Raw genomic sequence first — 26,387 nt, forward strand, 5'->3', positions numbered from 1 at the left:
GAAGCAAGGGCTGTTAACATGAAAGCGACTACAAAAAAGAATGCGCTAACCTGGTTAAAAGAGGGCGGCATTTATGTCGTGCTGCTGGTATTGCTGGCTATTATTATTTTCCAGGACCCCTCATTTTTAAGTTTAATGAACCTGAGTAATATTCTGACCCAATCTTCGGTGCGCATTATTATTGCACTGGGTGTGGCGGGTTTGATTGTGACGCAGGGTACTGACCTGTCAGCCGGACGTCAGGTCGGTCTGGCGGCGGTGGTCGCCGCGACGCTGCTGCAGGCGATGGATAACGCGAACAAGGTTTTCCCGACGCTGGATACGGTGCCGATTCCACTGGTTATTCTGACCGTGTGCATCATCGGCGGCGTGATTGGTCTGGTCAACGGTGTGATTATTGCTTACCTCAAGGTAACGCCATTTATCACCACGCTGGGCACCATGATCATCGTTTACGGTATTAACTCACTTTATTACGACTTTGTTGGCGCATCACCGATTGCCGGTTTTGATACAGGGTTCTCGAAATTTACCCAGGGCTTCTTACGCTTTGGTGATTTCAAGCTTTCGTTCATCACCTTTTACGCCGTGATTGCCATTATTTTCGTCTGGGTGCTGTGGAATAAAACCCGTTTCGGCAAGAACATTTTTGCTATCGGCGGTAACCCGGAAGCGGCGAAAGTCTCAGGCGTTAACGTCAACCTGAACCTGATCATGATTTATGCCCTGTCAGGTGTGTTCTATGCCTTCGGCGGGATGCTGGAAGCGGGTCGTATCGGTTCGGCCACCAACAACCTCGGCTTTATGTATGAGCTGGATGCGATTGCGGCCTGTGTGGTCGGCGGTGTCTCCTTCGCCGGTGGTGTGGGTAGCGTGGCGGGCGTAGTGACCGGTGTGTTGATCTTCACCGTCATCAACTATGGTCTGACCTATATCGGCGTTAACCCTTACTGGCAGTACATCATTAAAGGCGGCATCATCATCTTCGCCGTGGCGCTGGATTCCCTGAAATATTCTCGTAAGAAGTAAGTCTTCTTCAGTGCTCATAAAGCGACCTTCGGGTCGCTTTTTTATTATGTGGAAGTGGTGGGTGTTGCTGTGAGATCGAGTATGCGAAGGGAACACGGTCAGATCGGAAAGTCGCTAAGGCCAGTAAATGATCTGCCCGTATCATTCCTCCGCAGAACGCTTTTTATAGCGGAGAGTGCTGGGGTCGTTGCTGTGAGATCGAGTATGCGTAGGGAACACGGTCAGATCGGAAAGACGCAAAACCTGTCATCCATGACACGCTCGTCCCGCGTCGTCCCTGACGCGGGACGCTTTCCTCTTCTGACCCTGTTCCCTGCGCGCTGAGCTGATTTATTGCTGTTGGATTCATCCTAATTCAGACTGATAAGCAGTCAGCTTAAAAATCGCTGCGGAATGGTCTTCTGTCAGACGGCGACAAAAGCTAAAGCGATAGGAGCATACGCCTGTAGCAAAGCGTTGGCCCGTTTACGGGCGCACCTCAGGGAGGGTGTGCGTACTAAAAAGGCCGGGAGCGTTTTTGAACAACGCAAAGCGTTGGCCGGTTTACGGGCGCACCTCAGGGATGAGGTGCGTCATCGCCCACGCTGAGCCCGCCAGGTATAGAGGTCTTGCGTCTTTGCGGAAGGCGTATGCTCCCTGAGCCAGCATATTACCGTCAGCTCCCTGAACCCTGCACGTTACTGCCAGACTTCGGCACAGCAGTAACCAGCATAAAGAAGCCGCAGCGCGTGAGCTATTTCCGCAGCTTCTGTTCCAGCTCCAGCAGCTGCTCCGGCGTCACTGCCGGGTAACTCTGCGCATCTTCAGGGACATCGCGTACGGCGGGGATCGGCACCAGTGGGCCCAGGAAGCGGGGTTCGCGCTTTAGCAGGAAGAGATCCACCAGCGCGCCCAGCCGGGCACCTACCTCACGGAAGCGCACGCTAAGCATGTTCTTCGGTGAGGGCACCGCATAACACTGCGCCTGAATACCCAGCTGTAAGGCGATAAACAGCGCACGCTCGCAATGGAAACGCTGCGTGATAATAATGAAGTCGTTGGTATCAAACACTTTGCGGGTGCGCACAATCGAATCCAGCGTGCGGAAACCGGCATAGTCCAGCACGATATCGGCCGGATCGACACCGGCTTTGATGAGATCGCGGCGCATCGTCATCGGCTCGTTATAGCTTTGCAGCGCGTTATCACCGCTTAGCAGCAGATAATTGACCTTGCCGCTGTTGTAGGCATTCAGCGCGCCCTGCATACGATAGAGGTAATACTGATTGATGACGCCGGTGCGATAATATTTCGCCGTACCCAGTACCACACCGACCTGACGATGTGGCAAAGAGGCGACATTTTCGTAGATAAAGGGCGCAGTTTTCCAGCTGATCCAGCGATCAAGGCCGAGCGCCGTTGCCATCATCAGTAAGATGATGAAAAGCAGACCAATGAAAACGCGTTTCAGCATGCGCCTGGAGACTCGATGTCAGAATAGTGAGATGGGACAAGGCTACTTGAGCTATCACTGTGAAGCAAGTTACTGCCGGCTGGCTGTGCTCTTTTTGAACACTGCCGGATCGGATGCAATCCGGCAGTCTGAAGATTAAATCGAGGTACGACGATAATGACGGTACTGCGGCAGCCAGAAGTTGTTGGCGATAGCCTGTGACAACACATCTTCAGAGGTCACCACGGCGACACCCGCCAGCTGAGCAGCTTTACCCACTTCCATCGCAATAATTTTCGATACACCCTGGATATCTTTAATCTCAGGCAGCACCGGGCCTTCACCTTCATTCACCAGCGGAGAGCAGTCAGCGAGCGCGCGGCTGGCGGTCATCAGCATGGTATCGGTAACGCGGCTGGCACCCGAAGCAATCACACCCAGACCAATGCCCGGGAAGATGTAGGAGTTGTTGCACTGCGCAATCGGATAGGTTTTACCGTTCCAGCTCACCGGCGAGAACGGACTGCCGGTTGCGACCAGTGCGGCACCGTCAGTCCAGGCGATGATATCGGCTGGCGTCGCTTCCACGCGTGATGTCGGGTTCGACAGTGGCATCACAATAGGGCGCTTACAGTGCTTGTGCATCTCGCGGATGATCTCTTCGGTGAACAGGCCCGGCTGGCCAGAGACACCAATCAGAATATCGGGCTGCGCATTGCGCACCACGTCCAGCAGCGAGATGGAATCATTGGTGACATCCCACTGCTGCAGGTTTTCGCTCTTCTGCACCAGCTTGCTCTGGAAATCGAGCAGGTTAGGCAGCTTGTCAGTGAGCAGACCAAAGCGATCCACCATCATTACGCGGCCACGCGCTTCCTCGTCACTCAGACCTTCGGATTTCATCTGTGCGATGATCTGTTCAGCGATACCACAACCCGCGGAACCGGCGCCCAGGAACACCACTTTCTGCTCGCACAGGCGGCTGCCGGCGGCGCGGCTGGCGGCAATCAGGGTGCCCACGGTCACGGCGGCAGTGCCCTGAATATCATCATTAAAGCAGCAGACTTCATCGCGATAGCGGTTCAGCAGCGGCATGGCATTCTTCTGGGCGAAATCTTCAAACTGCAACAGCACTTTCGGCCAGCGGCGTTTAACGGCCTGAATAAAATCGTTCACGAACGCATCATACTCTTCGCCAGTGATGCGCGGATGACGCCAGCCCATATAGAGCGGATCGTTCAGCAACTGCTGGTTGTTGGTACCCACATCCAGCACCACCGGCAGGGTGTAAGCTGGACTGATGCCGCCACAGGCGGTATAGAGTGAAAGCTTACCAATCGGGATACCCATACCACCGATGCCCTGATCGCCGAGGCCCAGAATACGCTCGCCATCGGTCACCACGATCACCTTCACATTCTGCTTGGTGGCGTTTTGCAGCATATCTTCGATATGGTCGCGGTTAGGGTAGGAGATGAACACGCCACGCGCACGACGGTAGATTTCAGAGAAGTGTTCACAGGCTGCGCCGACGGTCGGGGTGTAGATGATGGGCATCATCTCTTCGAGATGGTTATCCAGCAGGCGGTAGAACAGCGTTTCGTTGGTGTCCTGGATGTTACGCAGGTAGACATGCTTATCGTTATTGTTTTTGAAGTCCTGGAACTGACGCCAGGCACGCTGCGCCTGCTCTTCAATCGATTCCACTGCTTCTGGCAGCAGACCGTTGAGGTTGAATTCGTTACGTTCTTCGATGCTAAAGGCGCTGCCTTTGTTCAGCAGGGGAAATTCCAGCAAAATCGGGCCAGCATAAGGGATATACAGCGGGCGTTTACTTTCGTAGTCGAGTTCCATGCGGTAATGCTCCGGTTGCAGTGTTGTCTGGCGTCACGCCGGAAAGGTAGCGCCAGTTTTCTTACCCGTTATAGCTCAGACTGCAGGCCTGGCAGCGGCAGGGTAACCGCTGCAGAAACATTCACGACCGTGCTGCTATCCTGCAACCTGAATTATTCAGAGTAATTTGTAATGACGTGAATTCTGGCGCCAGATCCTATGAAATTTCCCGCAGAAGTACAGCGTTTGTTCATAAAAGCTCACAAAACTGTGGCCTCTCTGACAGCGGGTTATGCTTTGTACAGCGTCACCTGCAGCAGCTCACCGCAACCAAATGTCTCAAGTGTCGCCTGTGTGGCGGCGAACTGGCTTAGCGTGGCATTTTCTACTTCGGCTAATACCGCTTTTTTTATCTGACGAACATCGCCACCCTGCATGTTCAGCAGGACCAGCGCCGCCTGAAGGGGCGGGAAACTCGGGTTAAAGGCGGCATTTTCCGCATAGCGCCCGGTGACAATCGCGTCGTTTGCGGTCAGCAGCGCAACACCGGCGTGTGACTGGCTGTAAGGCGCGTGGCTGGCATTGGCAGCGGCAACCGCGGCCTGCACCAGTTCATCGCCTTCGGCTACATAACCGTGATCCACGCTGTCCATCAGGAAGGTCGTGATGTCCAGATCGCGCGGTCCAAAGGCATCCGGCAGATAATCGGCCAGGGTGCTGATCGCGCGTTGTGGCAGGCTGATGCGAATGTTCGTGCCGCTGTTCAGCTCGTTCATAAACTGACGGCAGTGACCGCACGGCGTGTAGTTAACGGTGATCGTCTCAAGCTGACTTTCGCCACGCAGCCACGCATGAGTAATGGCGCTCTGCTCGGCGTGAACCGTCTGCTGCAACGGCGTACCGATAAATTCCATGTTGGCCCCGAAGTACCAGTTGCCGCTGACGCCACGGGCGATAGCCCCGACGTTAAAATGCGACACGGTAGCAACGGCACAGGCCGCCGCCAGGGGCAGCAGCGCCAGCGCCAGAGCATCGGCATCCATCTGTGTCTGTTGCTGCAGTGAGGCGACCTGGCCGGCGCTCAGCACCGCCTGAAAGCCAGGATCGTCCAGCAGCGGAGCGAGTGCGGTTTGCAGCGTTGACGGCAATGCCTCAAAGGCAGAGAGGAAACGGGATTGCATGTGAGCCTCATTAGATTCAGCAGGGCGATGTGCCAGTCACCGGTTTATATGTGATCCACATCGCTCTGACAATGTAACCTGTGTTGCATGTTTCAACTTTGCGAGATCTCTCGCAAACTTTCAGCCAAACCAGTGCAGCAGCAGCGGAAAAATAAACGGCGCCAGCAGTGAGGTGATGATGCCGCAGATCACCAGCGCCAGTGAGCTGAATGCCCCTTCCTGATAGTCGAGTTCAGCGGCGCGCGCTGTGCCGAGGGCGTGCGACGCGTTACCTATCGCCAGTCCGCGCGCTGCCTTAGATTTCACGCCAAGCAGATTCAGCACGGTATGTCCGAACACCGCACCCAGTACTCCGGCAATCAGCACGCAGATGGCGCTGATGGCGGGAATGCCGTGCAGCGAACCGGAGACGGCCATCGCAATGGGCGTGGTAACGGATTTAGGAACAATGGTAGCGGCGATTTCAGGCGTGGCACCCATCCACAGAGCAATAGCGGTGCCAGAGGTCATGGCGGTCACACTGCCGATAAAGCAGACGCCAATAATCGATTTCCAGCGGGCTCGGATCTGATGCATCTGCTCATACAGCGGCAGTGCCAGCGCGACAACAGCCGGTTGCAGCAGCTGATTAAGAATCTGACTGCCCGCGAAATAGCGCGAATAGGGCAGCTGCAACAGCAGCAGAATCGGGATAATAATCGCCATCGCGACCAGCAGCGGATTAAGCAGCGAGATTTTCAGCCGTATCGCCAGTTTGCGCGCCAGAAAAAATGCCGCCAGGGTCAGTGGCAGTGACCACCATATTTCACTCATCGCCTGACTCCCCGGCTGGACGGCGACTATGAAGCTGGTGGGCGCTTACGCCGACAATAGAGAGAACCAGGAAGGTGCTGACGACGCAGGAGATCACGATAGGGCCAAACTGCGCGGTCAGAATATCGGTGTAGCTCATCACCCCGACGCTGATTGGCACAAACAGCAGCGCCATATAGCGAATCAGCAGATGGCAGCCCGGTTTAACCCAGCTGACAGGCAGGATCTGCGAGGCGAGCAGGGCAAACAGAATTAACATCCCAAGGATGCTGCCAGGCAGTTTGATGGGCAGCAGCGAGGCGATGCCGATTCCGGCGTATAAACAGAGATATATGATGATAAAGGCGCGAAGATAGCGCCCGCAGACAGACAGCACGGTGAGCATGGCAGGCTCCTGTTTTCACTGAGCTTCATCATACGCATTAACCGCTTAGCGTGCTAGCGATCACATTTATGCAGCGGTGTGGCCGCAGCAGATACAGTTTTTCTGGGGCGGGAGTGGAATGGAAGCGGTGCACATTCAGAGCGAGGAGTGATAACCCTTCGCGCCCGTGATGAGGCACGAAGGGTTTGAGAACGGCACTGCGCTAAGCGGTTAAAGCCGCAGAATGCAGAGTGTTACTTAACGGGCATTCCCGGTACAGCACCGCTGTCGACGGACAGCACAAACAGATCTTTGCCGCCAGGACCCGCTGACAGCACCATGCCTTCAGAGATACCAAAGCGCATTTTACGCGGCGCGAGGTTGGCCACGATAATGGTCATTTTACCGACCAGCACAGAGGGATCGGGATAGGCGGCGCGGATACCCGAGAAGATCTGACGCTTTTCACCGCCCAGGTCGAGCTGCAGGCGCAGCAGCTTGTCCGAACCCTCAACCAGTTCCGCCTGCTCAATCAGCGCCACGCGCATATCAACTTTGGCGAAATCGTCGATGGTGATGGTGTCACCTACCGGCGAATCTGCCAGCGGGCCGCTTGCGGCCGGTGCACTGGCGGCAGCGGCATCCTCTTTCGAGGCCTCAATCAGTCCTTCAACCTTTGCCATCTCAATGCGGCTGTAGAGCGCTTTGAATGGCGCAACCTGGTGATCCAGCAGCGGTTGCGCGATAGCATCCCAGCTCAGTTCGCCGTTCAGGAAGCCTTCTGCACGGGCGCTCAGTGACGGCAGCACCGGCTTCAACCAGGTCATCAGAATGCGGAACAGGTTAATGCCCATTGAGCAGATCGCCTGCAGATCGGCATCACGGCCTTCCTGCTTCGCCACCACCCACGGAGCCTGCTCATCGACATAGCGGTTCGCCAGGTCAGCCAGCGCCATGATCTCACGGATAGCACGGCTGTATTCACGACCGGCCCAGGCGTCACCAATCTTCTCTGACGCGTCCACAAAGGTCTGATAGAGCGCCGGATCGGCCAGCTCAGCCGCCAGTTTGCCGTCAAAGCGTTTAGTGATAAAGCCCGCGTTACGTGACGCCAGGTTAACCACTTTGTTGACGATGTCGGCGTTTACGCGCTGGACGAAATCTTCCAGATTCAGGTCGATATCGTCGATACGTGAAGAGAGTTTCGCCGCGTAGTAGTAACGCAGGCTGTCCGCATCCAGATGCTGCAGCCAGGTGCTGGCTTTAATAAAGGTGCCGCGCGACTTCGACATCTTGGCACCGTTGACGGTGACATAGCCGTGCACAAACAGATTGTTCGGTTTGCGGAAGTTGCTGCCTTCCAGCATCGCTGGCCAGAACAGGCTGTGGAAGTAGACGATATCTTTACCGATGAAGTGATAGAGCTCGGTAGTGGAGTCTTTACGCCAGAATTCATCGAAGTCGATGTCGCCGCGCTTGTCGCACAGGTTCTTGAACGAGCCCATGTAGCCGATAGGCGCATCCAGCCAGACATAAAAATATTTGCCTGGCGCGTCCGGAATTTCAAAGCCGAAGTAAGGCGCATCGCGGGAGATATCCCACTGCTGCAGGCCCGATTCGAACCACTCCTGCATTTTGTTCGCCACCTGATCCTGCAACGCACCCGAGCGGGTCCAGGCCTGCAGCATGGCGCTGAACGAGGGCAGATCAAAGAAGAAGTGTTCAGAGTCGCGCAGAACCGGTGTCGCGCCAGAGACCACCGATTTTGGCTCGATTAACTCGGTCGGGCTGTAGGTCGCGCCACACACTTCGCAGTTATCGCCATACTGATCGGCAGATTTACATTTCGGGCAGGTGCCTTTTACAAAACGGTCCGGCAGGAACATCCCTTTTTCCGGATCGTAAAGCTGGGAGATGGTGCGGTTTTTAATAAAACCGTTCTCTTTCAGACGGCCATAAATCAGCGCAGAAAGCTCACGGTTTTCGTCGCCGTGGGTCGAGTGATAGTTGTCATAGCTGACGTTGAAACCGGCAAAGTCGGCTTCATGCTCGCTTTTCATTTCTGCAATCATCTGCTCCGGTGCAATCCCTAACTGCTGAGCTTTCAGCATGATAGGCGTGCCGTGCGCATCATCGGCGCAGATGAAATAAACCTGATTGCCACGCATTCGCTGATAACGCACCCAAATGTCGGCCTGGATATGCTCGAGCATGTGGCCGAGATGGATTGATCCGTTCGCGTAAGGCAGTGCGCACGTTACCAGAATTTTTTTAGCGACTTGAGTCATAGTTTGCGTAGCTTTCTGTTGATTGAAAAAACGGGCTTAGATGGTAACTGAAGGCTTCTCCTGCGTAAACACAAGGGATTCACCCCCTCCGGTCACCGCAGATCCACGAGCATCTGATATCATTGACAATACATCGCTGAAACACAGCGTAAGCACAGCAGAAATAAGGAGTAGGGGATGACAGCACAATCCCGGGAACCGCAGACGCCAGAAGGCCTGCGCGCCATCGTGGCTGGCGTATTGAGAAGCTTTGAGCATCCGACCCTTAAGCAGAATCTCACCGCCCTGAAGGCGTTACATCACGTGGCACAGCTTGACGGTACGCTGCATGTGGAGCTGCTGATGCCGTTTGCCTGGGCCAGCGGGTTCGACGTCCTGAAAGAGCAGGTCAGCGCCGAACTGCTGCGTCAGACCGGCGCGGGTGCCATCGACTGGCGACTCAGCCATGACATTGCCACCCTGAAACGGGTGAAAAACCAGCCGGGCGTCAACGGCGTGAAAAATATTATTGCAGTCAGCTCTGGCAAAGGCGGCGTGGGTAAATCCAGCACCGCCGTGAACATGGCGCTGGCGCTGGCAGCAGAGGGGGCGCGGGTCGGCATTCTTGACGCCGACATTTATGGCCCGTCAGTGCCGAACATGCTTGGCACCCAGGATCAGCGGCCTACCTCGCCGGATGGCACCCACATGGCGCCGATCATGGCGCACGGGCTGGCAACCAACTCTATTGGTTATCTGGTAACGGACGACAATGCGATGGTGTGGCGCGGGCCGATGGCCAGCAAAGCGCTGATGCAGCTGCTGAACGAGACGCTGTGGCCTGAGCTGGATTATCTGGTGCTGGATATGCCACCCGGTACCGGCGATATTCAGCTGACGCTGGCGCAGAACGTACCAGTCACCGGCGCGCTGGTGGTGACCACGCCGCAGGATATCGCCCTGATTGATGCCCGCAAAGGGCTGGTGATGTTTGAAAAGGTCAATGTGCCGGTACTTGGCGTGGTGGAAAACATGAGCCTGCATGTCTGCAGTCAGTGTGGCTTCCATGAGCCGATTTTCGGCACCGGCGGCGCACAAAAACTGGTAGAGGATTACCAGACGCAACTGCTGGCCCAGCTGCCGCTGCACATTGACCTGCGCGAAGATCTCGATGAAGGTCAGCCGACGGTGATTCGCCGGCCCGATAGCGAGTTTACCGCGCTTTATCGCCAGCTGGCCGGACGCGTTGCTGCCCAGCTTTACTGGCAGGGCGAAGTCATCCCCGGCGATATCGCGTTCCGCGCGCTTTAAGCCCGACCCGACCCGCTGGCATATTGCGAGGCCAGCGGGTAGTGCATTAACACGTAGCCGCCATGTTCGCCTTCGCCCTGTGAAATCATCTTCCAGCCATGTTTCAGGTAAAAGGCCTGCGCCGCTTTATTCTTCTGCAGGCACTTCAGCGCACCGGTTGAGGTAAAGTGCGCCTCTGCCGCCTTAAGCAAAGCGCTGCCCACGCCGCGCCCCTGCCAGTCAGGATCGACATAGAGGCTGTGCAGGAAGTTATCGTTCTCCAGCAGGCCGGCAAATCCGACCCGCTGTCCATCAGCTTCCGCGACCAGCACGGTTTCACCCAGGATTACCCCATCAAAATCTTCCAGCTGCCACTCGCTGCCGTCCAGCCAGCGCCAGTTATGCCGACGCGCCGCCAGAAACAGCGTACGCAGAAAAGGACGATCGGCTTCAGTAAACGGACGAATCTCCACAAGTCAGCTCCCTTTTAATCCGGTCTTACAAAACTAGCAGCGATTCGCGGAGAGGGGCGGAAAAGATAAAGCGGGTTAAATGTCACGTAAATCGCTGTACACTGCCTGCCGGGCCAGAGAGCATCAGGCTCTTAGCGTTTGATAGCTTTCGTTAATCAAATTGATAACGACTGCATATTAGATGTTGGCCCGGAAATTATGTAACCTGCATCACATATTTTAACGGAGGCCACCAGATGTCTATTATCAATACCAAAATCAAGCCGTTCAAAAACGCAGCATTCAAAAACGGCGAATTCATCGACGTAACCGAGAAAGACGTTGAAGGTAAATGGAGTGTGTTCTTCTTCTATCCAGCTGACTTCACCTTCGTCTGCCCGACCGAGCTGGGCGACGTGGCTGATCACTACGAAGAGTTCCAGAAACTGGGCGTAGATATCTACTCCGTTTCTACCGATACCCACTTTACCCACAAAGCCTGGCACGGTTCTTCTGACACCATCGCGAAAATCCAGTACACGATGATCGGTGACCCGACTGGCGCGCTGACCCGTAACTTCGAAATCATGCGTGAAGACGAAGGTCTGGCTGACCGCGGTACCTTTATCGTTGACCCGGAAGGCGTTATCCAGGCAATCGAAATCACTGCTGAAGGCATTGGCCGTGACGCCTCTGACCTGCTGCGCAAAGTGAAAGCGGCTCAGTACGTGGCTTCTCACCCAGGTGAAGTGTGCCCGGCTAAATGGAAAGAAGGTGATGCAACACTGGCTCCGTCTCTGGACCTGGTTGGCAAAATCTAATTCCGCTTCGGCCTTTCGACCATTCTCCAATCGGGTGCTGCGGCACCCGATTTTTTGACCAGGATATCACTATGCTCGACACAAATCTGAAAACCCAGCTCAAGGCTTACCTTGAGAAATTAACCAAACCTGTTGAGTTGATTGCCACGCTGGACGAAGGTGCAAAATCAACCGAGATCCGTGAACTGTTGGTTGATATCGCCGGTTTGTCTGACAAAGTCAGCTTCCGCGAAGAGAACGATCGTCAGGTGCGTAAGCCCTCATTTCTGATCACCAACCCAGGTTCGAACAGCGGCCCGCGTTTTGCCGGTTCACCTCTGGGTCACGAATTTACCTCACTGGTGCTGGCACTGTTACAGACCGGTGGGCATCCGTCGAAAGAAGCACAAAGCCTGCTGGATCAGATTGCCGCGCTGGACAGCGACTTCCATTTCGAAACCTACTATTCACTCTCATGCCATAACTGCCCTGACGTCGTACAGGCGCTGAACCTGATGGCGGTGATTAACCCGCGCATCAGCCACACCGCTATCGACGGTGGCCTGTTCCAGAACGAGATTCAGGAACGTAACGTGATGGGCGTGCCAGCGGTTTACCTCAATGGTAAAGAGTTTGGTCAGGGTCGCATGAGCCTGGCGGAAATTGTCAGCAAAGTGGATACCAATGCCGACAAACGTGCAGCGGAAGAGCTGAACAAGCGTGACGCCTATGAAGTCCTGATTATCGGCAGCGGCCCGGCGGGCGCAGCGGCAGCCATCTACTCAGCACGTAAAGGTATCCGTACCGGCCTGCTGGGTGAGCGTTTTGGCGGCCAGGTGCTGGACACGGTCGATATCGAAAACTATATCTCCGTACCGAAAACCGAAGGGGCCAAACTGGCCGGTTCACTGCGCGCACACGTGGATGATTACAACGTGGACGTCATTGAAAGCCAGAGCGCCATCAAACTAATCCCGGCAGCGAAAGAGGGCGGAATGCACGCCATCGAAACCGCCTCCGGCGCAGTATTGAAATCACGCAGCATCATCCTGGCGACCGGCGCACGCTGGCGTAACATGGGCGTGCCGGGTGAAGAAGAGTATCGCACCAAAGGCGTGACCTACTGCCCACACTGCGATGGCCCGCTGTTTAAAGGCAAACGCACGGCGGTGATCGGCGGCGGTAACTCCGGCGTGGAAGCGGCCATTGACCTGGCCGGTATCGTTGAACACGTTACGCTGCTGGAGTTTGCCGGTGAGATGCGCGCCGATCAGGTGCTGCAGGATAAGCTGCGCAGCCTGAAGAACGTGGATGTGATCCTGAACGCGCAGACCACCGAAGTGAAAGGCGACGGCACCAAAGTCACCGGCCTGCACTATATCGACCGTACGACGCAGACCACTCATGAGCTGCCGCTCTCCGGTATCTTCGTTCAGATCGGTCTGTTGCCGAATACCCCATGGCTGGAAGGCGCGGTTGAGCGTAACAAAATGGGTGAGATCATCATCGATGGTAAATGCGAAACCAGCCTGAAAGGCGTGTTCGCCGCGGGCGACTGCACCACCGTACCGTACAAGCAGATCATCATCGCCAGCGGCGAAGGTGCTAAAGCCTCACTGAGCGCTTTTGACTATCTGATTCGTACCAAATCGGCTGAGTAACATTTAGTTAGCCAGACAATAGCCCTTCAGCACGTGTGCTGAGGGGCTTTTTTGTTAATAGCCCGCCAGCGTCATCAGCATCATCCAGATTGGCGTTGTAACCGCCGCAAACACGGTAGAAAAGAGCATGCTCGCCGCCGCCGGGCCGGTAATGACATTAAACTTCTGCGACATCAGATAGACGTTAACCCCGACTGCCATCGATCCCAGCAGCACCACCACTTTACTCTCCAGCGGCGGCAGATCGGTCAGCCACGCGATAGCCCATACCGTCATCGGTTGCAGCACCAGCTTCAGCAGGCAGATGGTATAGCTCTCTTTTAAGCCATCCCGCACCCGATAGTGCGCCAGGCTCATGCCCAGCGTCACCAGCGACAGAGGTGCAGCCAGTGAGGCCAGCATCTTTAGCGGTTCAGCGGCCAGCAGCGGCAAGGGACGTTGCAGAAAGCTCCAGGCTGTACCGCTGAGAATACCGATGATCAGCGGATTCTTCAGCACGCCGAGCAGGGTGCGCCAGAGTCCTTCCAGCGAGAAGCTGCCCTGTTTTGCCCACTCGACCGAAACGGTCAGTAAGGTCCAGAGGATCAGGCTGTTAAACACCAGCACCAGCGCCACCGGGGGCAGGGCTTCTGGCCCCAGCAGTACCGTGGCCACTGGGATCCCCAGCATGACGTTGTTGGAAAAGATGCCGCCCAGCGCAAAAACCGACGCCGCTACGCCATCCAGATTAAACAGCCTTGTTGCCAGCAGTCGCCCCACGATAAACACCAGCAGGCAACTGCCGAAAAAGGCCAGCAACAGGCGCGCATCCACCGGCGGACTTTGCGAGAAGGTGCTCATCACCCGAAACAGCATGCAGGGCAGAGCAACGTTAAACACAAAGCGGTTCATCCCTTCACTGATGCTGGCGGGCCATTTCCCGAGGCGCGTCAGGCAGTACCCCAGCAGGATCAGGATAAACAGCGGGGCTGACAGGTAAATTTGATGGCTTAAGCTTTCAAACAGCAGTGGCATAGAGAGAGTCTGGTCAGACGATGATTAGTTACCAGACTAACAAATTGCTAACTAACAGTTAACCTGAACTGTGTCCGGAATGACCGTTACCGGGACGCTAACCTAACCAGCGGCGCGCCTGCCGATCGCTGATGTCGCGATAATAGACCCGGTGAATAATTTCGCCACAGCCTGTGCAGCGGGCGGAAATATAGGTGGAGAGGTACTGTCTGCCATTGGGTGCCACGGCACCCTTGCGTTCAATATTAATATCCTGCCATCGATGGCGGTGTGGAATAAGCGCTAAAAATCGCATCATACATCCTGAATAGTATGAAGTTCCGCTTCAGGAGTTTTCTGACTCCATGAAATAAAGTGTTTTTTACGATGATGCTGCAAGCAGGTTAATTATTATGGGGTGACCAGAGTCACTGCGGGAAATATTACCTATCCGGGTAATAAGCGGGGCTACCTATAAAGAGGTATCTCGTTAACCCGCAGCATTAAGCCTTTTTTTGCACCCTCAGGCGTTGATCGGGATCATGTGAATTGTTTCAGCTCTGATTATTTCCCAGGCGGGAGTCGCTTGCTTTCGCTGCGCGGCTTGCCTATGCTGCAAGCCGTAACACGACTCGGGGTGCCGCTTTCCACACGGAAAGGGCTGAGAAAAACCCGCTGACCTGAACTGGATAATGCCAGCGTAGGGGTGTTAATACCTTCAAGTTTCATATAGATAGCACTTATTCCATCTTGTATTTATTAGCCACTGGCACAAGATGAGGAACACCAATTGCTGTCTAAACGCATCCGCTACACGTTCAAACGCCATTCAATTTATTACGTCCAATTCTCCCTCCCTGCTGGGAAGATGTATCGACGTTCTCTTGAGACTGATAGCTACAGAGAAGCCAATGCATTGATGCTTGCTGAAGCATGGGAGAAATACAAAGCAGAACGTGGGATGAAATGGACTATAGCTATAGCCTCAGCTAATGAGCGTTACATTAAGCCATTGATAGCCCTAATTGGACCTCAGAGCGATGTAGAGAAGATAACAACACGTGACATACGTCAGGTTATGGAGGCTGTAGAAAACCTCCCTAAGCGCGTTATACAGCCCTATAGGTCTATGACAATTCAGCAGCTATTAGCCTGTGATAATGTGCCAGAGAAAGATGTGATAGGCTCTGAAGCTATACATAAACACCTGAAGATTTATAAATCCCTGTTCAAAACTTTCCTGACAGATGAGAAGGGGATATTAACCAAATCTCCTACGGACGGAATAACGGCCCCTCCATCAGCAAAACGCTTTGGAGCCTATACGCCTAATGAAATGCGCTCATTCGTTTCATACGCCATCAATGAGGCTGAGGGCTGGCTGAAATGGGTTGTCCTGCTGCTTGCTTATACAGGAGCCAGACGCAGTGAGATAGCAACGCTCACTAAAGGGCAGGTGTATTTTGATGATGATAGCAATCGACACCACTTGCTAATCAGGGATGGTAAGACAGACAACGCTACAAGGCAGATTCCCATTCATCAGCATCTGATTGATTTGGGATTTCTTCAGTTTGTTGAAGTAAGTAATGATGCGCTATTCCCTGAAGTGTCAGGAACCAACATGGCTAAGATTGGCAAGGAGCTAACCACCATCAGGGAGACGCTAGCTATCCCGTATCTGGACATACACAATCAAAGACGTATTGTGCATAGCTTCAGGCATAGCGTTGTAACTGCTGCTTCTGGATGGATGAATAACGTTGCTCATTTACAGCAGGTAGTTGGGCATGAGAAAACAGGAACGGGAATCACGAGAAGATACATGCACGACTTCCCGCTATCTGTTGTTTGTCATATCATTGATAATCTGAATTGGCTCTAAGCCATTACACGGCGCAAACTCAGCATAGAAAGCAGGGGCAAAAATGGCTAGACGATTCTCCCAACGATATGGATATGTGAAAGTTGAAGACGTAATCCAAATTGAAAGCCTGAACAATGATTCGAGAATAGGTATCTGGAATTGCATTCATAGAAACTTAGGGTTAGGGGGAGTTACAATCGCAGCAGATACCCAGTATTGTCTGAGGGGAATATGGACTGACTACTTAAACCGGCCAATCGATGATATACCATCTTTGGTGAGAGGTAATATCTACTCTCCTTCTATGGCTGATATGCTAAAGAACTCAATATCCAATGATGATTGGTACAGCGTATTGGATGTAATTGAGTTTATAATTCAAAGTGTTAATGAGACAAATAAAAAAGCCCTTTTAAGGGATATGAATCAAACTTTTAGAAAATTTGGTGTTGCTTATACTATCATCAACTATCTTGTCACTCCCATATCAAGTGAGGTTGAAGTACAGAGCATACAAGAGGCCATTGCTAATAGTCCCGAATCTTCAGGTTTGCACTTTGAAAGGGCGCTTGAATTAATGGCTGATAGGGAGCAACCTGATTATCGAAATTCCATCAAAGAATCTATATCAGCTATTGAATCACTATGTAAAAAGATCACTGAGGATGATAAAGGTACGCTAGGAAAGTGTCTTACTTTAATTGAGAAGCAAGGGTATATCCACCCTGCAATGAAACAAGCCTTCACTCAGTTGTATGGTTACACTAGTGACCAGCCAGGAATACGCCATGCATTAGGCAATGATTCCCCTGAACCTAGCTTAGAGGATGCGCGATTTATGCTGATTGCTTGTAGCGCATTTAATAACTATCTACTTGCGAAGACAGGCTCATAACAATACATGTTGACGCTAGGCAATATCTCGCTTCAGCGTCAGCAGTAATAAACGTGCTTTAGCACAGAGGATGAGAAAACACCTATATCGATACCCGCTTCGCTCCTATGTATCGTGGGGTGTCCTATCAACCCCATCTAATATAACGCAGCAAAGCTGCGAGAATAGTCACTATGTTCATTCTCCATTCCCTCATTCACCAGCTATTCGCTGGCTCATTCAGGGTGACATACGTCACGGAGAATACGCCTTAATACAACCTGTCTCGCCGTAGGCGTTATAGAATGACAAACAATAGGATATACAGGGGGAATGATTTTCAGGAGGGAGGAATAACATAAATGGAATGTGTATGAAAGGAGAGGGGAGAGTAGGGTCAATGGCTTATTTTACTCTGACTAACAAATGCTATTATAGGGCACGCAGCAGAGCTGCAAAGGTCAACAGAAACGCACCAATCTCCCTCACAGCTGGGGCTGTTCGTTAGCTTGTACATTCCGGAGGGTAGTTGTTATTCACTGTTCCTGACTAACGCTCCGTTTCCCCCTGAGAAGCCTTTAAATACTATTGCGGTAATTAATTTAATACTTTGTGCACGGTAGTGCGTGAGATAGAAAGCTCCTTACTAATAGCCAACTTATTCATTCCCCCTCATATAGCTCACGTATACGTGTATGAAGAGCTTCATCAGGCTTAGGGCCAAAAACTACGCCTCTCTCCTTAGCAGCCTTCTTACCCTCATTGGTACGCTCTAATATACGCTTACGCTCAAACTCTCCCACAGCTGCAATCACTGTGTAGATAACACGTCCAATGTCAGAGTTAATATCTGTTTGCCCTAAGTCCATACACACTAAGCCTACTCCCTTAGCCTTCAGCTCATCAGCAATAGACAGAGCATCACGTGTATTACGTGCTAAGCGGTCTAGCTTCATCACAACAACAGTGTAGCCTTCCTGCACATCAGCAAGCAGGCGTACCAGCTCAGGCCTCTGAGCATTCTTACCAGAAATGTTCTCATGATACACACGCTCACAGCCCAGCTCTGTGAGAGCAGTTACCTGTATGCCTGTGTTCTGCTCCTGTGTACTAACACGTGCATATCCATATTTCATTTCGCTCACTCCAGCCTGTTATTAATGTGTATAGAGTGATTGAGTGTCCATAGTTTTACTCAGGATTTCACCTGTAGCTTTATCAATGGCAAACATCATGCCATCTACTTTAATCCATTCAATTTTCATTATTATTGTTATCCTTGAAAGGGTAGTTTATTTCGGCGGTAGTTATTAAGGGCTAATAGCGAGGTAGTTATTAAAGGATTCTATACCCTCTTATCTATCTGCATACATGATACATATCATGGGCATTTCCTGCGGAGCCTGCCCATGCGGGGAATGTCAACAGAATGCCTACGGCGTTACGCTGAGAACTCATTCAGCTAGCAATAAGCTAGCCTCACTTCGTTCAGAAAGAATAAAGGCTGTTGCTGGGAGCGTGGCGAGCACGAGAGTGCGAGATAGCTTCAGGCGTTTCTTTTAGCCTGCCCGGCTAGGGCGTTAGGATGTTATTCATTTCTATTAGGATTAATAGATAATAATTAATAGTACCTATACTATGTATTACCGGGTGAACAGGTAAAAAGTAACGAATTTTCTTCATAAGGACAATAAAAAAATAATGTCTCTATATAGTAATATCGAATTTTTAAGAAAAATACTGCAAACTATTTTAATTATCTCGCCTGAATCCTCTAACTTATTGATAGGTAAAGAAGGGAAAATTCAGGACAAAAAGCTTCCTAACTATTCATTATAGCATTTAATTGTTAGCCACTGTTCAGCCAGTCTATGGCAACAGGTATGCGTGCCATTTAAACGCCCTGTAACGCATTAGGAGGAGAGGTAATATAAAGGGCAGGGGTATGTGTTATTTTAAGCGAGATACTGCCAGAATGCCTCTGAGAGCGTTAGAGGGTAAATGTCTTTTCTTCTTCTAATTTTACTACACTTAGTAGTTCACACACCATACAGATTCATCCTATGATGCCAGCTTACATTGTACACAAAAACAAGGGATCATCAATGTCAGCCTCCTCCGATAACTCTCCTGTCCTGCCTTCTTCAGAGGATTTTTACCTTAAATACGCTCTTTATGATAGCGTTGATATCCGCAACGTAAATAAAAACTTGTTTGAATTATTAATTTCAGCACCGGACACTATTGATTCATATTGCCATGGGTGTAAGTCACATAGCGTTTTTAGCAGAGAGTCTCGCAGAAGCAGTTCTATACTCGAGGGGTTCGACATTAGCTATGGCTATAAACAGCAACAATTTTATTGCGCAAGGGAACAGAGTCACAAATTAGTATTTTTCTTGTATGTGTCAGAAGTAGATTTTACGCTTCAGAAAGTTGGTCAAAACCCAAGTGTAGCTGATTTGAATATGCATGATGTGAAAAAATACTCATCTGTGCTTAGCAGGCAATATTTTAATGAATTAAAGAAAGCTATTGGTCTTGCGGCTCATGGTGTAGGCGTAGGTTCATTTGTTTATCTGCGTAGAATTTTTGAAAGCCTGATTGAAGAGGCTAAAGCAGAAGCATTAAAAGATGATAGCTTTGATGAGCAAGCATTTAAAACGGCCAGGATGAATGACAAGATAAAAATGCTTAGCGGACATCTTCCCCCCTTCCTTGTTGAGAACCATCAGCTTTATGGAATCCTTAGCAAAGGGGTGCATGAGCTAAGCGAGCAAGAATGTTTAGACGCCTTCCCTGTGGTTAAAGTCGGCATTGAGTTAATTCTTGATGAGCACATTGTTGAGAAGCAACGCAGGGCTAAAATTGAAGCCAGCAGAAAAGCGCTAGCTGCATTGGCTATTAAGAAATAAATATTCTTGACTTTTAAACCTTAACAGCATTAACATTAACACAAGTGCGTTTAGCAAGTGTATGCGTAGGTTCGAGTCCTACCTCAATGCTTGCTCTTCTGGCCCTTCTCTTAATCTTAAACCTAATACGCTATATCAGCGTTTTGTTAAATGATTATGCTAATAAGGGGGTGCCTATGAATAAACTTTTGCGTCACATCGTGTTGTTTGTCGCTTTATTTTTTGAAACGTTGTGGGCTGGAATAGTGAGCGTTGCCGCTGGCGGAATCACAGGCGGAGTCCAGAATGTCTGGACACTAGCTAAGCGCATTTGATTATGGCTAATCCCTTAGCCTTCTCTTCATCATCCCATCAAATCAGCCACACTACTCGCCTTAATGTGGCTGTATCTGACTGATTAATTTCTGAAATTTTAACATTTCCCTCATGCTTATATATCACTCTATCTTTATCTTAAGTTAATCCTTAGTAGAGGGATGATATATAGCTGTTAATAGGTACTGATAACAAATCCTGAGGATGGTCACCGCCCCAGGTTGCAATCTTACTTGAACCATTAATTACCGAAGAGCTTAGCAAAGATAAATCTGATGATTTATAAATAGCTAATTTTATCTCGATTTTATCAGGCTTCATTGACCATTCAGTAGCCCTGTCTTCCCAATGTAGAATCTGAGGTACTACCAAGTATGTATAATCATTAGAGTTATTCTTTAGGCATTGAATATCTGAGCACTGCTGAGAAATGCTGACATTATCTGAATGCCGTGTAAACGCGGCCTGTATAGCACTGGCTGTTTCCTGCCCGGAACTACGATAAACTGTTGTGTCATAGAAGCCATCTTTAGGCATGGCAATGAGTACAGAACCTTTCCTATCTAAAAGTTCAGTAGTTTGCTTTACGTCAATTTGATTATATTTAGCAGAGCAGCCAGCTAACATAATAGCCGCTAACGACAGGGCAGTTCCTTTCATGATCTTCCCAAATAAGATTGTAATATTGCATTGCTCTAAGAGTTTTCCTAAGTATCCAATTTTTAAAGCATCAAAAGCAAGCAATTGATTGTTTTGAAATGGGTAGGTGAGTTCGATGCATGTCACAAACACTGTGATAAAATTGGCACAAAACTGTGACATTCCCTTTCGGCGTAATCAATGCGGTCAGGCATCAGGACACAGGCTTGTGCAAACAAGCCCCTTCCCGTAAGCTGCTAATAGATGGAGTAATATCTATATGACTCGGGGTGCCGCTTTCCACACGGAAAGGGCTGAGAAAAACCCGCTGACCTGAACTGGATAATGCCAGCGTAGGGAAGTCTGATGCCTGACCGCATTCGCCTTCTTGTTCGCCGGTTGGGAGCTACGATGACACATCAATCTCAACACCTTTCTGCCGCGCACTTCGCGCCCATTCTGCACGCTTTCCGGCGCCAGTCACCGCTGGTGCACTGTATGACCAATGACGTGGTCCAGAACTTCACCGCCAACGTGTTGCTGGCACTCCATGCCTCACCGGCGATGGTGATCGATGCCGCTGAGGCTGCCCAGTTCAGTAGCATGGCCGATGCACTGCTGATTAACGTGGGCACCTTAACCCGCGATCGCCAGCAGGCGATGCAGGCTGCCGTCACCGCGGCTAATCAGGCGGGCACGCCCTGGACACTCGATCCGGTTGCCGTCGGCGCGCTGACGCTGCGCAGTGACTTCTGCCAGCAGTTGTTAAACCAGCAACCGGCGGTGATTCGGGGGAATGCGTCAGAGATTCTGGCGCTGGCACAACAGGCCAGCGGCGGGCGCGGTGTCGACACGCTGCATCAGGCGGATGCAGCACTCGATGCGGCCCAACAGCTCGCGGAAACCTGGAGCACGCTGGTGGTCGTCACCGGTGAAGTGGACTACGCCACCGATGGTCAGCGACTCCTTGCTGTACACGGTGGAAGCCCCTTAATGACACAGGTAGTCGGGACCGGCTGCGCCCTCTCGGCAGTGGTGGCGGGTTTCAGCTCTCTGCCTGGCGATCGGCTGATGAATGTCGCGGCCGCCTGTCAGGTGATGGCGCTGGCGGGTGAAAAGGCGGCGGCGCAGGCTGCCGGACCCGGCAGCTTTGCCACGGCGTTTATTGATGCACTCTGGACGCTGGAGGGTAATCATGAAACGTATTAACGCTCTGACGATTGCGGGTACCGATCCCAGCGGCGGCGCAGGGATTCAGGCCGATCTCAAGACCTTCTCCGCTCTGGGAGCCTATGGCACCAGCGTCATCACCGCGCTGGTGGCACAGAACACCTGCGGCGTGCAGTCGGTTTATCGCATTACGCCTGACTTTGTGGCCGCCCAGCTCGATTCGGTGCTCAGTGATGTGCGCATCGACAGCGCAAAAATTGGCATGCTGTCAGAAACGGCTATCGTGGAGCAGGTTGCGGCCCGGCTGAGCAATGCGGCAATCCCGTTTATCGTGCTGGACACGGTCATGGTTGCGAAAAGTGGTGATGCGCTGCTCTCGCCAGACGCCGTAGCCAGTGTACGAGAGCTGTTATTGCCGCAGGTCTCGCTGATCACGCCTAATCTGCCGGAAGCGGCGGCGTTGCTGGATTGCGCCATTGCGGCAGATGAAGAGGAAATGCGCGAGCAGGGACGGGCATTGCTGGCACTGGGCTGTCAGGCCGTGCTGATGAAGGGCGGTCACCTTACGGCGGCGGAGAGCCCGGACTGGCTGATCACGCACTCAGCAGAGCAGCGATTCAGTACGCCGCGCGTGAATACCCGTCATACGCACGGCACCGGCTGTACGCTGTCGGCAGCCTTAGCCGCGTTGCGACCACGTCATGCTGACTGGGCAGAGACGATCGGGGAAGCCAAAAACTGGTTACAGCAGGCGCTGCTGCAGGCGGATTCGCTGGAGGTCGGGAAGGGTATCGGGCCGGTTCACCATTTTCATCAATGGTGGTAACGACGAAGGCCCGCATCGACCTGGTAATCAGGTGGTGCGGGCGGTTTCAGGTTCAGGGTGCTTCAAACCAGGCGCTGTTACGCTCGGCAATCGGGGTGATAGAGAAGATCATCTCCTGCAGATGACGACGCATTGCCGCTTCGGCTGCATCGGCGTCATGACGCTTCAGCGCCGCAAAAATCTCTTCATGCTGCTCAATCAGCTTGTCCGGTGGAGAGACTTCACTCAGCGTCAGAAACCGCACCCGGTCCATGGCCGCTTTGATGTTCTCCACCGTTTCCCAGGCCAGCTTACAGTCAATGCTTTCAGCAATCAGGCGATGAAACTCATCGTCCAGAGTGAGAAAAGCCTGGCTGTCATGCCGTTCAGCGGCCATGCGCTGCAGCTGCAGGTTATGCTCCAGCGCCATCAGAGCCGGATCATCAATCTCCAGTGCCGCACGGCGAACCACCGACACCTCGACTGCCTCCCTGATAAAACGGCCATCCGCCACCCGCTTAGCGGAGATTTTGCGCACGAAAGTGCCACGCTGCGGCAATACCTGTACCAGTCCGGCTTCGGCCAGCTTGATGAACGCTTCACGCACCGGCTGGCGTGAAACGTTGAAGCGCGCGGACACCTCTTTTTCCGAGAGCAGCGAGCCCGGCTGAATTGCGCAGGTGACGATATCTTTGCGCAGATACCGGTAAATCTGCTGATTTACCGGTTCGCTGGTAGTAATGGTATAGGCGATCGACATGCAGCAATATCCATATTACGGCTGGCAGGGGCCAGCGCGATGGGAAAGTGTCAGTCTAATCAGCGCGCTGCATCTGCGCCAGCGCTTTGTCACCAGGCTATTATGCCTGACTCATACACTGTTGCACCGTCGCCCGCGCGCCCTGAGTCGTCAGTTGCTGGTAATACGTCGTCAGTCGGGCCACCAGATCGGCGTTCTGCGCTAAATCTTCGCCAAAGATGTCGCGCAGACCCAATAGCGCACGGACACGCGCTTCGCCTTCTTCGCTTCCGGCAACCGTCTCTGCCAGCGTGGCTTTCAGCGGATCGCGGATCTCAATCGGCTGACCCTGTTCATCGATGCCGCCGACATAGCGCATCCAGCCCGCCACGCCCAGCAGCAGCAGGTCGCAGCGGCTGCCGCGCTGCAGATGCCAGCGCAGGCTGTCGAGCATGCGTTGTGGCAATTTTTGCGATCCGTCAGTGGCGATTTGATATGTGCGATGTTTAATGGCACGGTTTTCGTAACGGGCGATCAGCGAATCGGCATAGGCGTTGAGATCCACGCCCTGGGTACGCAGCGTCGGCGCCTGCTCATCAATCATCAGTGAACGGGCGGCGGCGCGGAAATGGGGATCGGCCACGCAGTCGCTGATGTACTCATAACCGGCCAGGAAGCCGAGATAGGCCAGAAAAGAGTGGCTGCCATTCAGCATGCGCAGTTTCATCTCTTCATAGGGCAGAACGTCACTGACCAGTTCTGCGCCCGCTTTTTCCCACGCCGGACGGCCATTGACGAAGTTATCTTCAATCACCCACTGAAAGAAGGGCTCCGCTTCAACCGCAACCGGGTCATCGGAACCCAGACGCGCGCCTAGTGCCGCAAACGCCGCATCGGTCATGGCCGGAACGATACGATCGACCATGGTGGAGGGGAAGGTAATGTGTTGCTGAATATAGTCTGCCAGGGCCGGATCCTGATGCTGTGCCAGTTGCACAACAACGTTGCGGGTCACGTGACCATTTTCCGGCATGTTGTCACAGGACATCACGCTAAAGGCGGGTAAGCCCTGATCCCGTCGGCGGCGAATCGCGGCCAGAATCAGACCGGGCAGCGAACGCGGCGAATGCGGATTCTGCAGGTCATGCACGATGTCAGGGTGATCGGGATTTAAATTGCCACTGGCAGGCTGGTGGCAATAGCCTTTCTCGGTGACGGTCATGGAGATAATCGCCACCTCAGGCTGGCTCATGGCATTGATCACCGCCTCAATACCGTCACTTTTGCCGTGCAGTGCCTGAGTAATGACGCCAATCACCCGGGTATGCAATGAATCATCGGCCATCTCGGTGAGGGTATAAAGCAGCTGCTGCTCTCGCAGGGCCTCAATCAACGCGCCGCTGTTGAGGTTCACTTCACAATAACCCCAGTCGCTGCCCTGTTCAGCCAGCTTATCGCTGCAGAGCGCCTGATGGGCGCGGTGAAATGCACCAAAACCGATATGTACCATGCGGGTTTTTAACTGGCTGCGGTCGTAAGCGGGGCGCTTGACCTCAGCGGGCAGGCGATCAATCTGTAACATAGTCCATCCTTATGGCAAACGGGGCGCAAAGCGCCCCGAAATCATACATCTGTTAACGAAACAACACTCAGACCGAAACCGGTTTATCCTGGGTTTTCGGACTGCGAATCACAAATAACACCAGGAAGGCACCCAGCGCGGCGACACAGCCCGCCAGGATAAAGGCGCTATCGAATTTACCGGTGTGATGAACAATAAACCCGGTGACGATGGGCCCGATGATGCCGGAGAGGCTACCCACCAGATGGATAAAGCCGCTGATGCTGCCGATACGGCTCTTGTGCACCACATCCTGAATAATCGCCCAGTAGATTGCGCCGGTGATATAGAGAAAGAAAATCGACACCGACATCATAATTACCGCAGGCACCACATCTTTTATCGTACCCGCCAGCGCCACACAAATTGCGGCGGCCAGCAGTGAGACCACCAGCACAATTTTGCGGGACAACAACAGCTTGCCGGTGATGTTAAAGATCTTATCGGAGATCCAGCCACCCAGCGCCAGGCCAACGAAACCGACGATCCACGGGATCATGGTGGTGATGCTCATCGATTTGATATCCAGGCCGTGCGCCTGCACCAGGTAGGCCGGGAACCAGCTCAGGAAGAAAAACAGAATGTAGTTGTAGCAGAAGAAGGCAAAAGCGGTGACCAGGATAATCGGCTGGCGCAGGTAGTAGCCAAACGGATGTGACGTTTCCGACAGATCAACTTCATCATTCGGGTTCGTTGCTTTCAGGCGATCAATCAGCAGACGTTCCTCTTCGCTGACACGCTTGCTCTTCGCCGGATTGTCAGCGGCGAAGAAGAGCCAGAACGCCATCCACACCAGTCCGATACAGCAGACAATTACGAACGCCGGACGCCAGCCATAGGCGAGCGCCAGATAACCAATGATCGGGCCAGCGACCGCGCCACCCAAAGGTGATCCGGCACTCAGTAAGCCCATGGCCGTCGCGGCCTGTTTTTTCGGGAACCAGCCGTTAATCGCTTTGTTGGCCGAGGAGCAGATCGGGCCTTCAGCCATGCCGAACAGCACACGCAGGATCAGCAGCGACCAGAAGCCGGTGGCCAGTGCGGTCATGCCGCAGAAAATGGACCAGGCTCCTACCGCCACAGCCAGCACGATTTTAGGGCCATAGCGGTCAGTAGCAAGGCCGCCAAGGAAGTTAAACAGGGCATAGCCAAAGAAAAAGCTGCCGAAGATCATGCCAAACTGCTCAGCATTGATCGCCAGATCTTTTTCCACCAGCGGCACCGTCAGCGACAGGGCGACACGATCGAGGTAGTTAATCATGTAAACCAGGAACAGCAGCAAAACGAGGGTCCAGCGCAGATTCTTGAACATACAAACTCCGTGATC

24 protein-coding genes and 2 riboswitches are annotated in these 26,387 nt (G+C 52.7%); of the genes, 10 read left to right on the plus strand and 14 right to left on the minus strand.

The window, feature by feature from the left end; genetic code table 11:
* Window positions 1-18 precede the first annotated feature (18 nt).
* Window positions 19-1,029, plus strand: a complete 1,011-nt coding sequence (gene mglC, locus HFD95_RS20920; protein WP_010248248.1) for a galactose/methyl galactoside ABC transporter permease MglC — start codon at window positions 19-21, stop codon at window positions 1,027-1,029.
* A gap of 733 nt (window positions 1,030-1,762) precedes the next feature.
* On the opposite strand, the gene sanA is transcribed toward mglC, so the two are convergent.
* The 6 genes from sanA to metG all read right to left on the minus strand — a co-directional run bounded on the left by sanA (window position 1,763) and on the right by metG (window position 8,940).
* Complete coding sequence (sanA, locus tag HFD95_RS20925; protein ID WP_010248246.1) at window positions 1,763-2,482, minus strand: outer membrane permeability protein SanA; 720 nt, start codon at window positions 2,480-2,482, stop codon at window positions 1,763-1,765.
* 135 nt (window positions 2,483-2,617) lie between these two features.
* A complete protein-coding gene (locus HFD95_RS20930) occupies window positions 2,618-4,315 on the minus strand; it encodes an NAD-dependent malic enzyme (RefSeq protein WP_010248245.1) in 1,698 nt (565 codons plus the stop codon).
* A 269-nt stretch (window positions 4,316-4,584) separates the two neighbouring features.
* Window positions 4,585-5,475 (minus strand): cytidine deaminase, encoded by an 891-nt coding sequence (gene cdd, locus HFD95_RS20935; protein WP_167430678.1) that lies wholly within the window; start codon window positions 5,473-5,475, stop codon window positions 4,585-4,587.
* Window positions 5,476-5,595: 120 nt separating this feature from the next.
* A complete protein-coding gene (locus HFD95_RS20940) occupies window positions 5,596-6,288 on the minus strand; it encodes a CidB/LrgB family autolysis modulator (RefSeq protein WP_010248240.1) in 693 nt (230 codons plus the stop codon).
* On the minus strand, window positions 6,281-6,673 hold the full coding sequence (locus HFD95_RS20945) for a CidA/LrgA family protein (RefSeq protein ID WP_010248237.1): 393 nt from the start codon (window positions 6,671-6,673) through the stop codon (window positions 6,281-6,283). Before HFD95_RS20945 ends, HFD95_RS20940 begins: the two co-directional genes overlap by 8 nt.
* A 233-nt stretch (window positions 6,674-6,906) precedes the next feature.
* Complete coding sequence (gene metG / locus HFD95_RS20950; protein ID WP_167430679.1) at window positions 6,907-8,940, minus strand: methionine--tRNA ligase; 2,034 nt, start codon at window positions 8,938-8,940, stop codon at window positions 6,907-6,909.
* A gap of 177 nt (window positions 8,941-9,117) precedes the next feature.
* On the opposite strand from metG, the gene apbC reads away from it, so the two are divergent.
* Complete coding sequence (gene apbC / locus HFD95_RS20955) at window positions 9,118-10,230, plus strand: iron-sulfur cluster carrier protein ApbC (protein WP_010248231.1); 1,113 nt, start codon at window positions 9,118-9,120, stop codon at window positions 10,228-10,230.
* On the opposite strand, the gene HFD95_RS20960 is transcribed toward apbC, so the two are convergent.
* On the minus strand, window positions 10,227-10,682 hold the full coding sequence (locus tag HFD95_RS20960) for a GNAT family N-acetyltransferase (protein ID WP_010248228.1): 456 nt from the start codon (window positions 10,680-10,682) through the stop codon (window positions 10,227-10,229). The two genes, apbC and HFD95_RS20960, sit on opposite strands and share 4 nt — an antisense overlap.
* A gap of 236 nt (window positions 10,683-10,918) precedes the next feature.
* On the opposite strand from HFD95_RS20960, the gene ahpC reads away from it, so the two are divergent.
* Both ahpC and ahpF read left to right on the plus strand, forming a co-directional pair.
* Complete coding sequence (gene ahpC / locus HFD95_RS20965; RefSeq protein ID WP_010248225.1) at window positions 10,919-11,482, plus strand: alkyl hydroperoxide reductase subunit C; 564 nt, start codon at window positions 10,919-10,921, stop codon at window positions 11,480-11,482.
* A gap of 71 nt (window positions 11,483-11,553) precedes the next feature.
* Window positions 11,554-13,122: an alkyl hydroperoxide reductase subunit F gene (gene ahpF, locus HFD95_RS20970; RefSeq protein WP_010248223.1), complete on the plus strand. Its 1,569-nt coding sequence runs from the start codon at window positions 11,554-11,556 to the stop codon at window positions 13,120-13,122.
* A 54-nt stretch (window positions 13,123-13,176) separates the two neighbouring features.
* Here ahpF and HFD95_RS20975 read toward each other — a convergent pair whose 3' ends face one another.
* Both HFD95_RS20975 and HFD95_RS20980 read right to left on the minus strand, forming a co-directional pair.
* A complete protein-coding gene (locus HFD95_RS20975) occupies window positions 13,177-14,136 on the minus strand; it encodes an AEC family transporter (protein WP_022625034.1) in 960 nt (319 codons plus the stop codon).
* 97 nt (window positions 14,137-14,233) lie between these two features.
* On the minus strand, window positions 14,234-14,431 hold the full coding sequence (locus tag HFD95_RS20980; protein ID WP_010248217.1) for a hypothetical protein: 198 nt from the start codon (window positions 14,429-14,431) through the stop codon (window positions 14,234-14,236).
* 307 nt (window positions 14,432-14,738) lie between these two features.
* A riboswitch (TPP riboswitch) is annotated at window positions 14,739-14,839 on the plus strand.
* 66 nt (window positions 14,840-14,905) lie between these two features.
* Between HFD95_RS20980 and HFD95_RS20985 the strand changes: the two genes are divergently transcribed.
* Both HFD95_RS20985 and HFD95_RS20990 read left to right on the plus strand, forming a co-directional pair.
* Window positions 14,906-16,000, plus strand: a complete 1,095-nt coding sequence (locus HFD95_RS20985) for a tyrosine-type recombinase/integrase (RefSeq protein ID WP_167430680.1) — start codon at window positions 14,906-14,908, stop codon at window positions 15,998-16,000.
* Window positions 16,001-16,043: 43 nt separating this feature from the next.
* Window positions 16,044-16,877 carry an AbiJ-NTD4 domain-containing protein gene (locus HFD95_RS20990; protein WP_167430681.1) on the plus strand — a complete coding sequence of 278 codons (834 nt, stop codon included), beginning with the start codon at window positions 16,044-16,046 and terminating at the stop codon, window positions 16,875-16,877.
* A gap of 641 nt (window positions 16,878-17,518) precedes the next feature.
* Here HFD95_RS20990 and HFD95_RS20995 read toward each other — a convergent pair.
* Window positions 17,519-17,992 (minus strand): recombinase family protein, encoded by a 474-nt coding sequence (locus HFD95_RS20995; protein ID WP_207713353.1) that lies wholly within the window; start codon window positions 17,990-17,992, stop codon window positions 17,519-17,521.
* Window positions 17,993-18,961: 969 nt separating this feature from the next.
* Between HFD95_RS20995 and HFD95_RS21000 the strand changes: the two genes are divergently transcribed.
* Together HFD95_RS21000 and HFD95_RS21005 are read left to right on the plus strand one after the other, a co-directional pair.
* Window positions 18,962-19,771 carry a short-chain dehydrogenase gene (locus tag HFD95_RS21000; protein WP_167430682.1) on the plus strand — a complete coding sequence of 270 codons (810 nt, stop codon included), beginning with the start codon at window positions 18,962-18,964 and terminating at the stop codon, window positions 19,769-19,771.
* A 176-nt stretch (window positions 19,772-19,947) separates the two neighbouring features.
* A complete protein-coding gene (locus HFD95_RS21005; protein WP_167430683.1) occupies window positions 19,948-20,085 on the plus strand; it encodes a hypothetical protein in 138 nt (45 codons plus the stop codon).
* Between the two features lie 151 nt (window positions 20,086-20,236).
* On the opposite strand, the gene HFD95_RS21010 is transcribed toward HFD95_RS21005, so the two are convergent.
* The gene (locus HFD95_RS21010; protein WP_243208644.1) at window positions 20,237-20,908 is read right to left on the minus strand and encodes a DUF4823 domain-containing protein; all 672 of its coding nucleotides are present in this window, start codon (window positions 20,906-20,908) and stop codon (window positions 20,237-20,239) included.
* 93 nt (window positions 20,909-21,001) lie between these two features.
* A riboswitch (TPP riboswitch) is annotated at window positions 21,002-21,102 on the plus strand.
* Window positions 21,103-21,136: 34 nt separating this feature from the next.
* Here HFD95_RS21010 and thiM point away from each other — a divergent pair.
* Window positions 21,137-21,934 carry a hydroxyethylthiazole kinase gene (thiM, locus tag HFD95_RS21015; RefSeq protein WP_089413997.1) on the plus strand — a complete coding sequence of 266 codons (798 nt, stop codon included), beginning with the start codon at window positions 21,137-21,139 and terminating at the stop codon, window positions 21,932-21,934.
* A complete protein-coding gene (gene thiD, locus HFD95_RS21020) occupies window positions 21,921-22,721 on the plus strand; it encodes a bifunctional hydroxymethylpyrimidine kinase/phosphomethylpyrimidine kinase (protein WP_033778762.1) in 801 nt (266 codons plus the stop codon). Before thiM ends, thiD begins: the two co-directional genes overlap by 14 nt.
* A gap of 52 nt (window positions 22,722-22,773) precedes the next feature.
* On the opposite strand, the gene HFD95_RS21025 is transcribed toward thiD, so the two are convergent.
* The 3 genes from HFD95_RS21025 to HFD95_RS21035 all read right to left on the minus strand — a co-directional run bounded on the left by HFD95_RS21025 (window position 22,774) and on the right by HFD95_RS21035 (window position 26,372).
* Window positions 22,774-23,460 carry a GntR family transcriptional regulator gene (locus HFD95_RS21025; RefSeq protein WP_010248206.1) on the minus strand — a complete coding sequence of 229 codons (687 nt, stop codon included), beginning with the start codon at window positions 23,458-23,460 and terminating at the stop codon, window positions 22,774-22,776.
* A 100-nt stretch (window positions 23,461-23,560) separates the two neighbouring features.
* Window positions 23,561-25,021: a mannitol dehydrogenase family protein gene (locus tag HFD95_RS21030; protein WP_167430684.1), complete on the minus strand. Its 1,461-nt coding sequence runs from the start codon at window positions 25,019-25,021 to the stop codon at window positions 23,561-23,563.
* Window positions 25,022-25,088: 67 nt separating this feature from the next.
* The gene (locus HFD95_RS21035) at window positions 25,089-26,372 is read right to left on the minus strand and encodes an MFS transporter (protein ID WP_010248200.1); all 1,284 of its coding nucleotides are present in this window, start codon (window positions 26,370-26,372) and stop codon (window positions 25,089-25,091) included.
* Window positions 26,373-26,387: the final 15 nt, after the last annotated feature.

Source organism: Pantoea sp. EKM10T, assembly GCF_011800685.1.
In the GTDB taxonomy this organism is placed as follows: Bacteria; Pseudomonadota; Gammaproteobacteria; order Enterobacterales; family Enterobacteriaceae; genus Pantoea; species Pantoea agglomerans.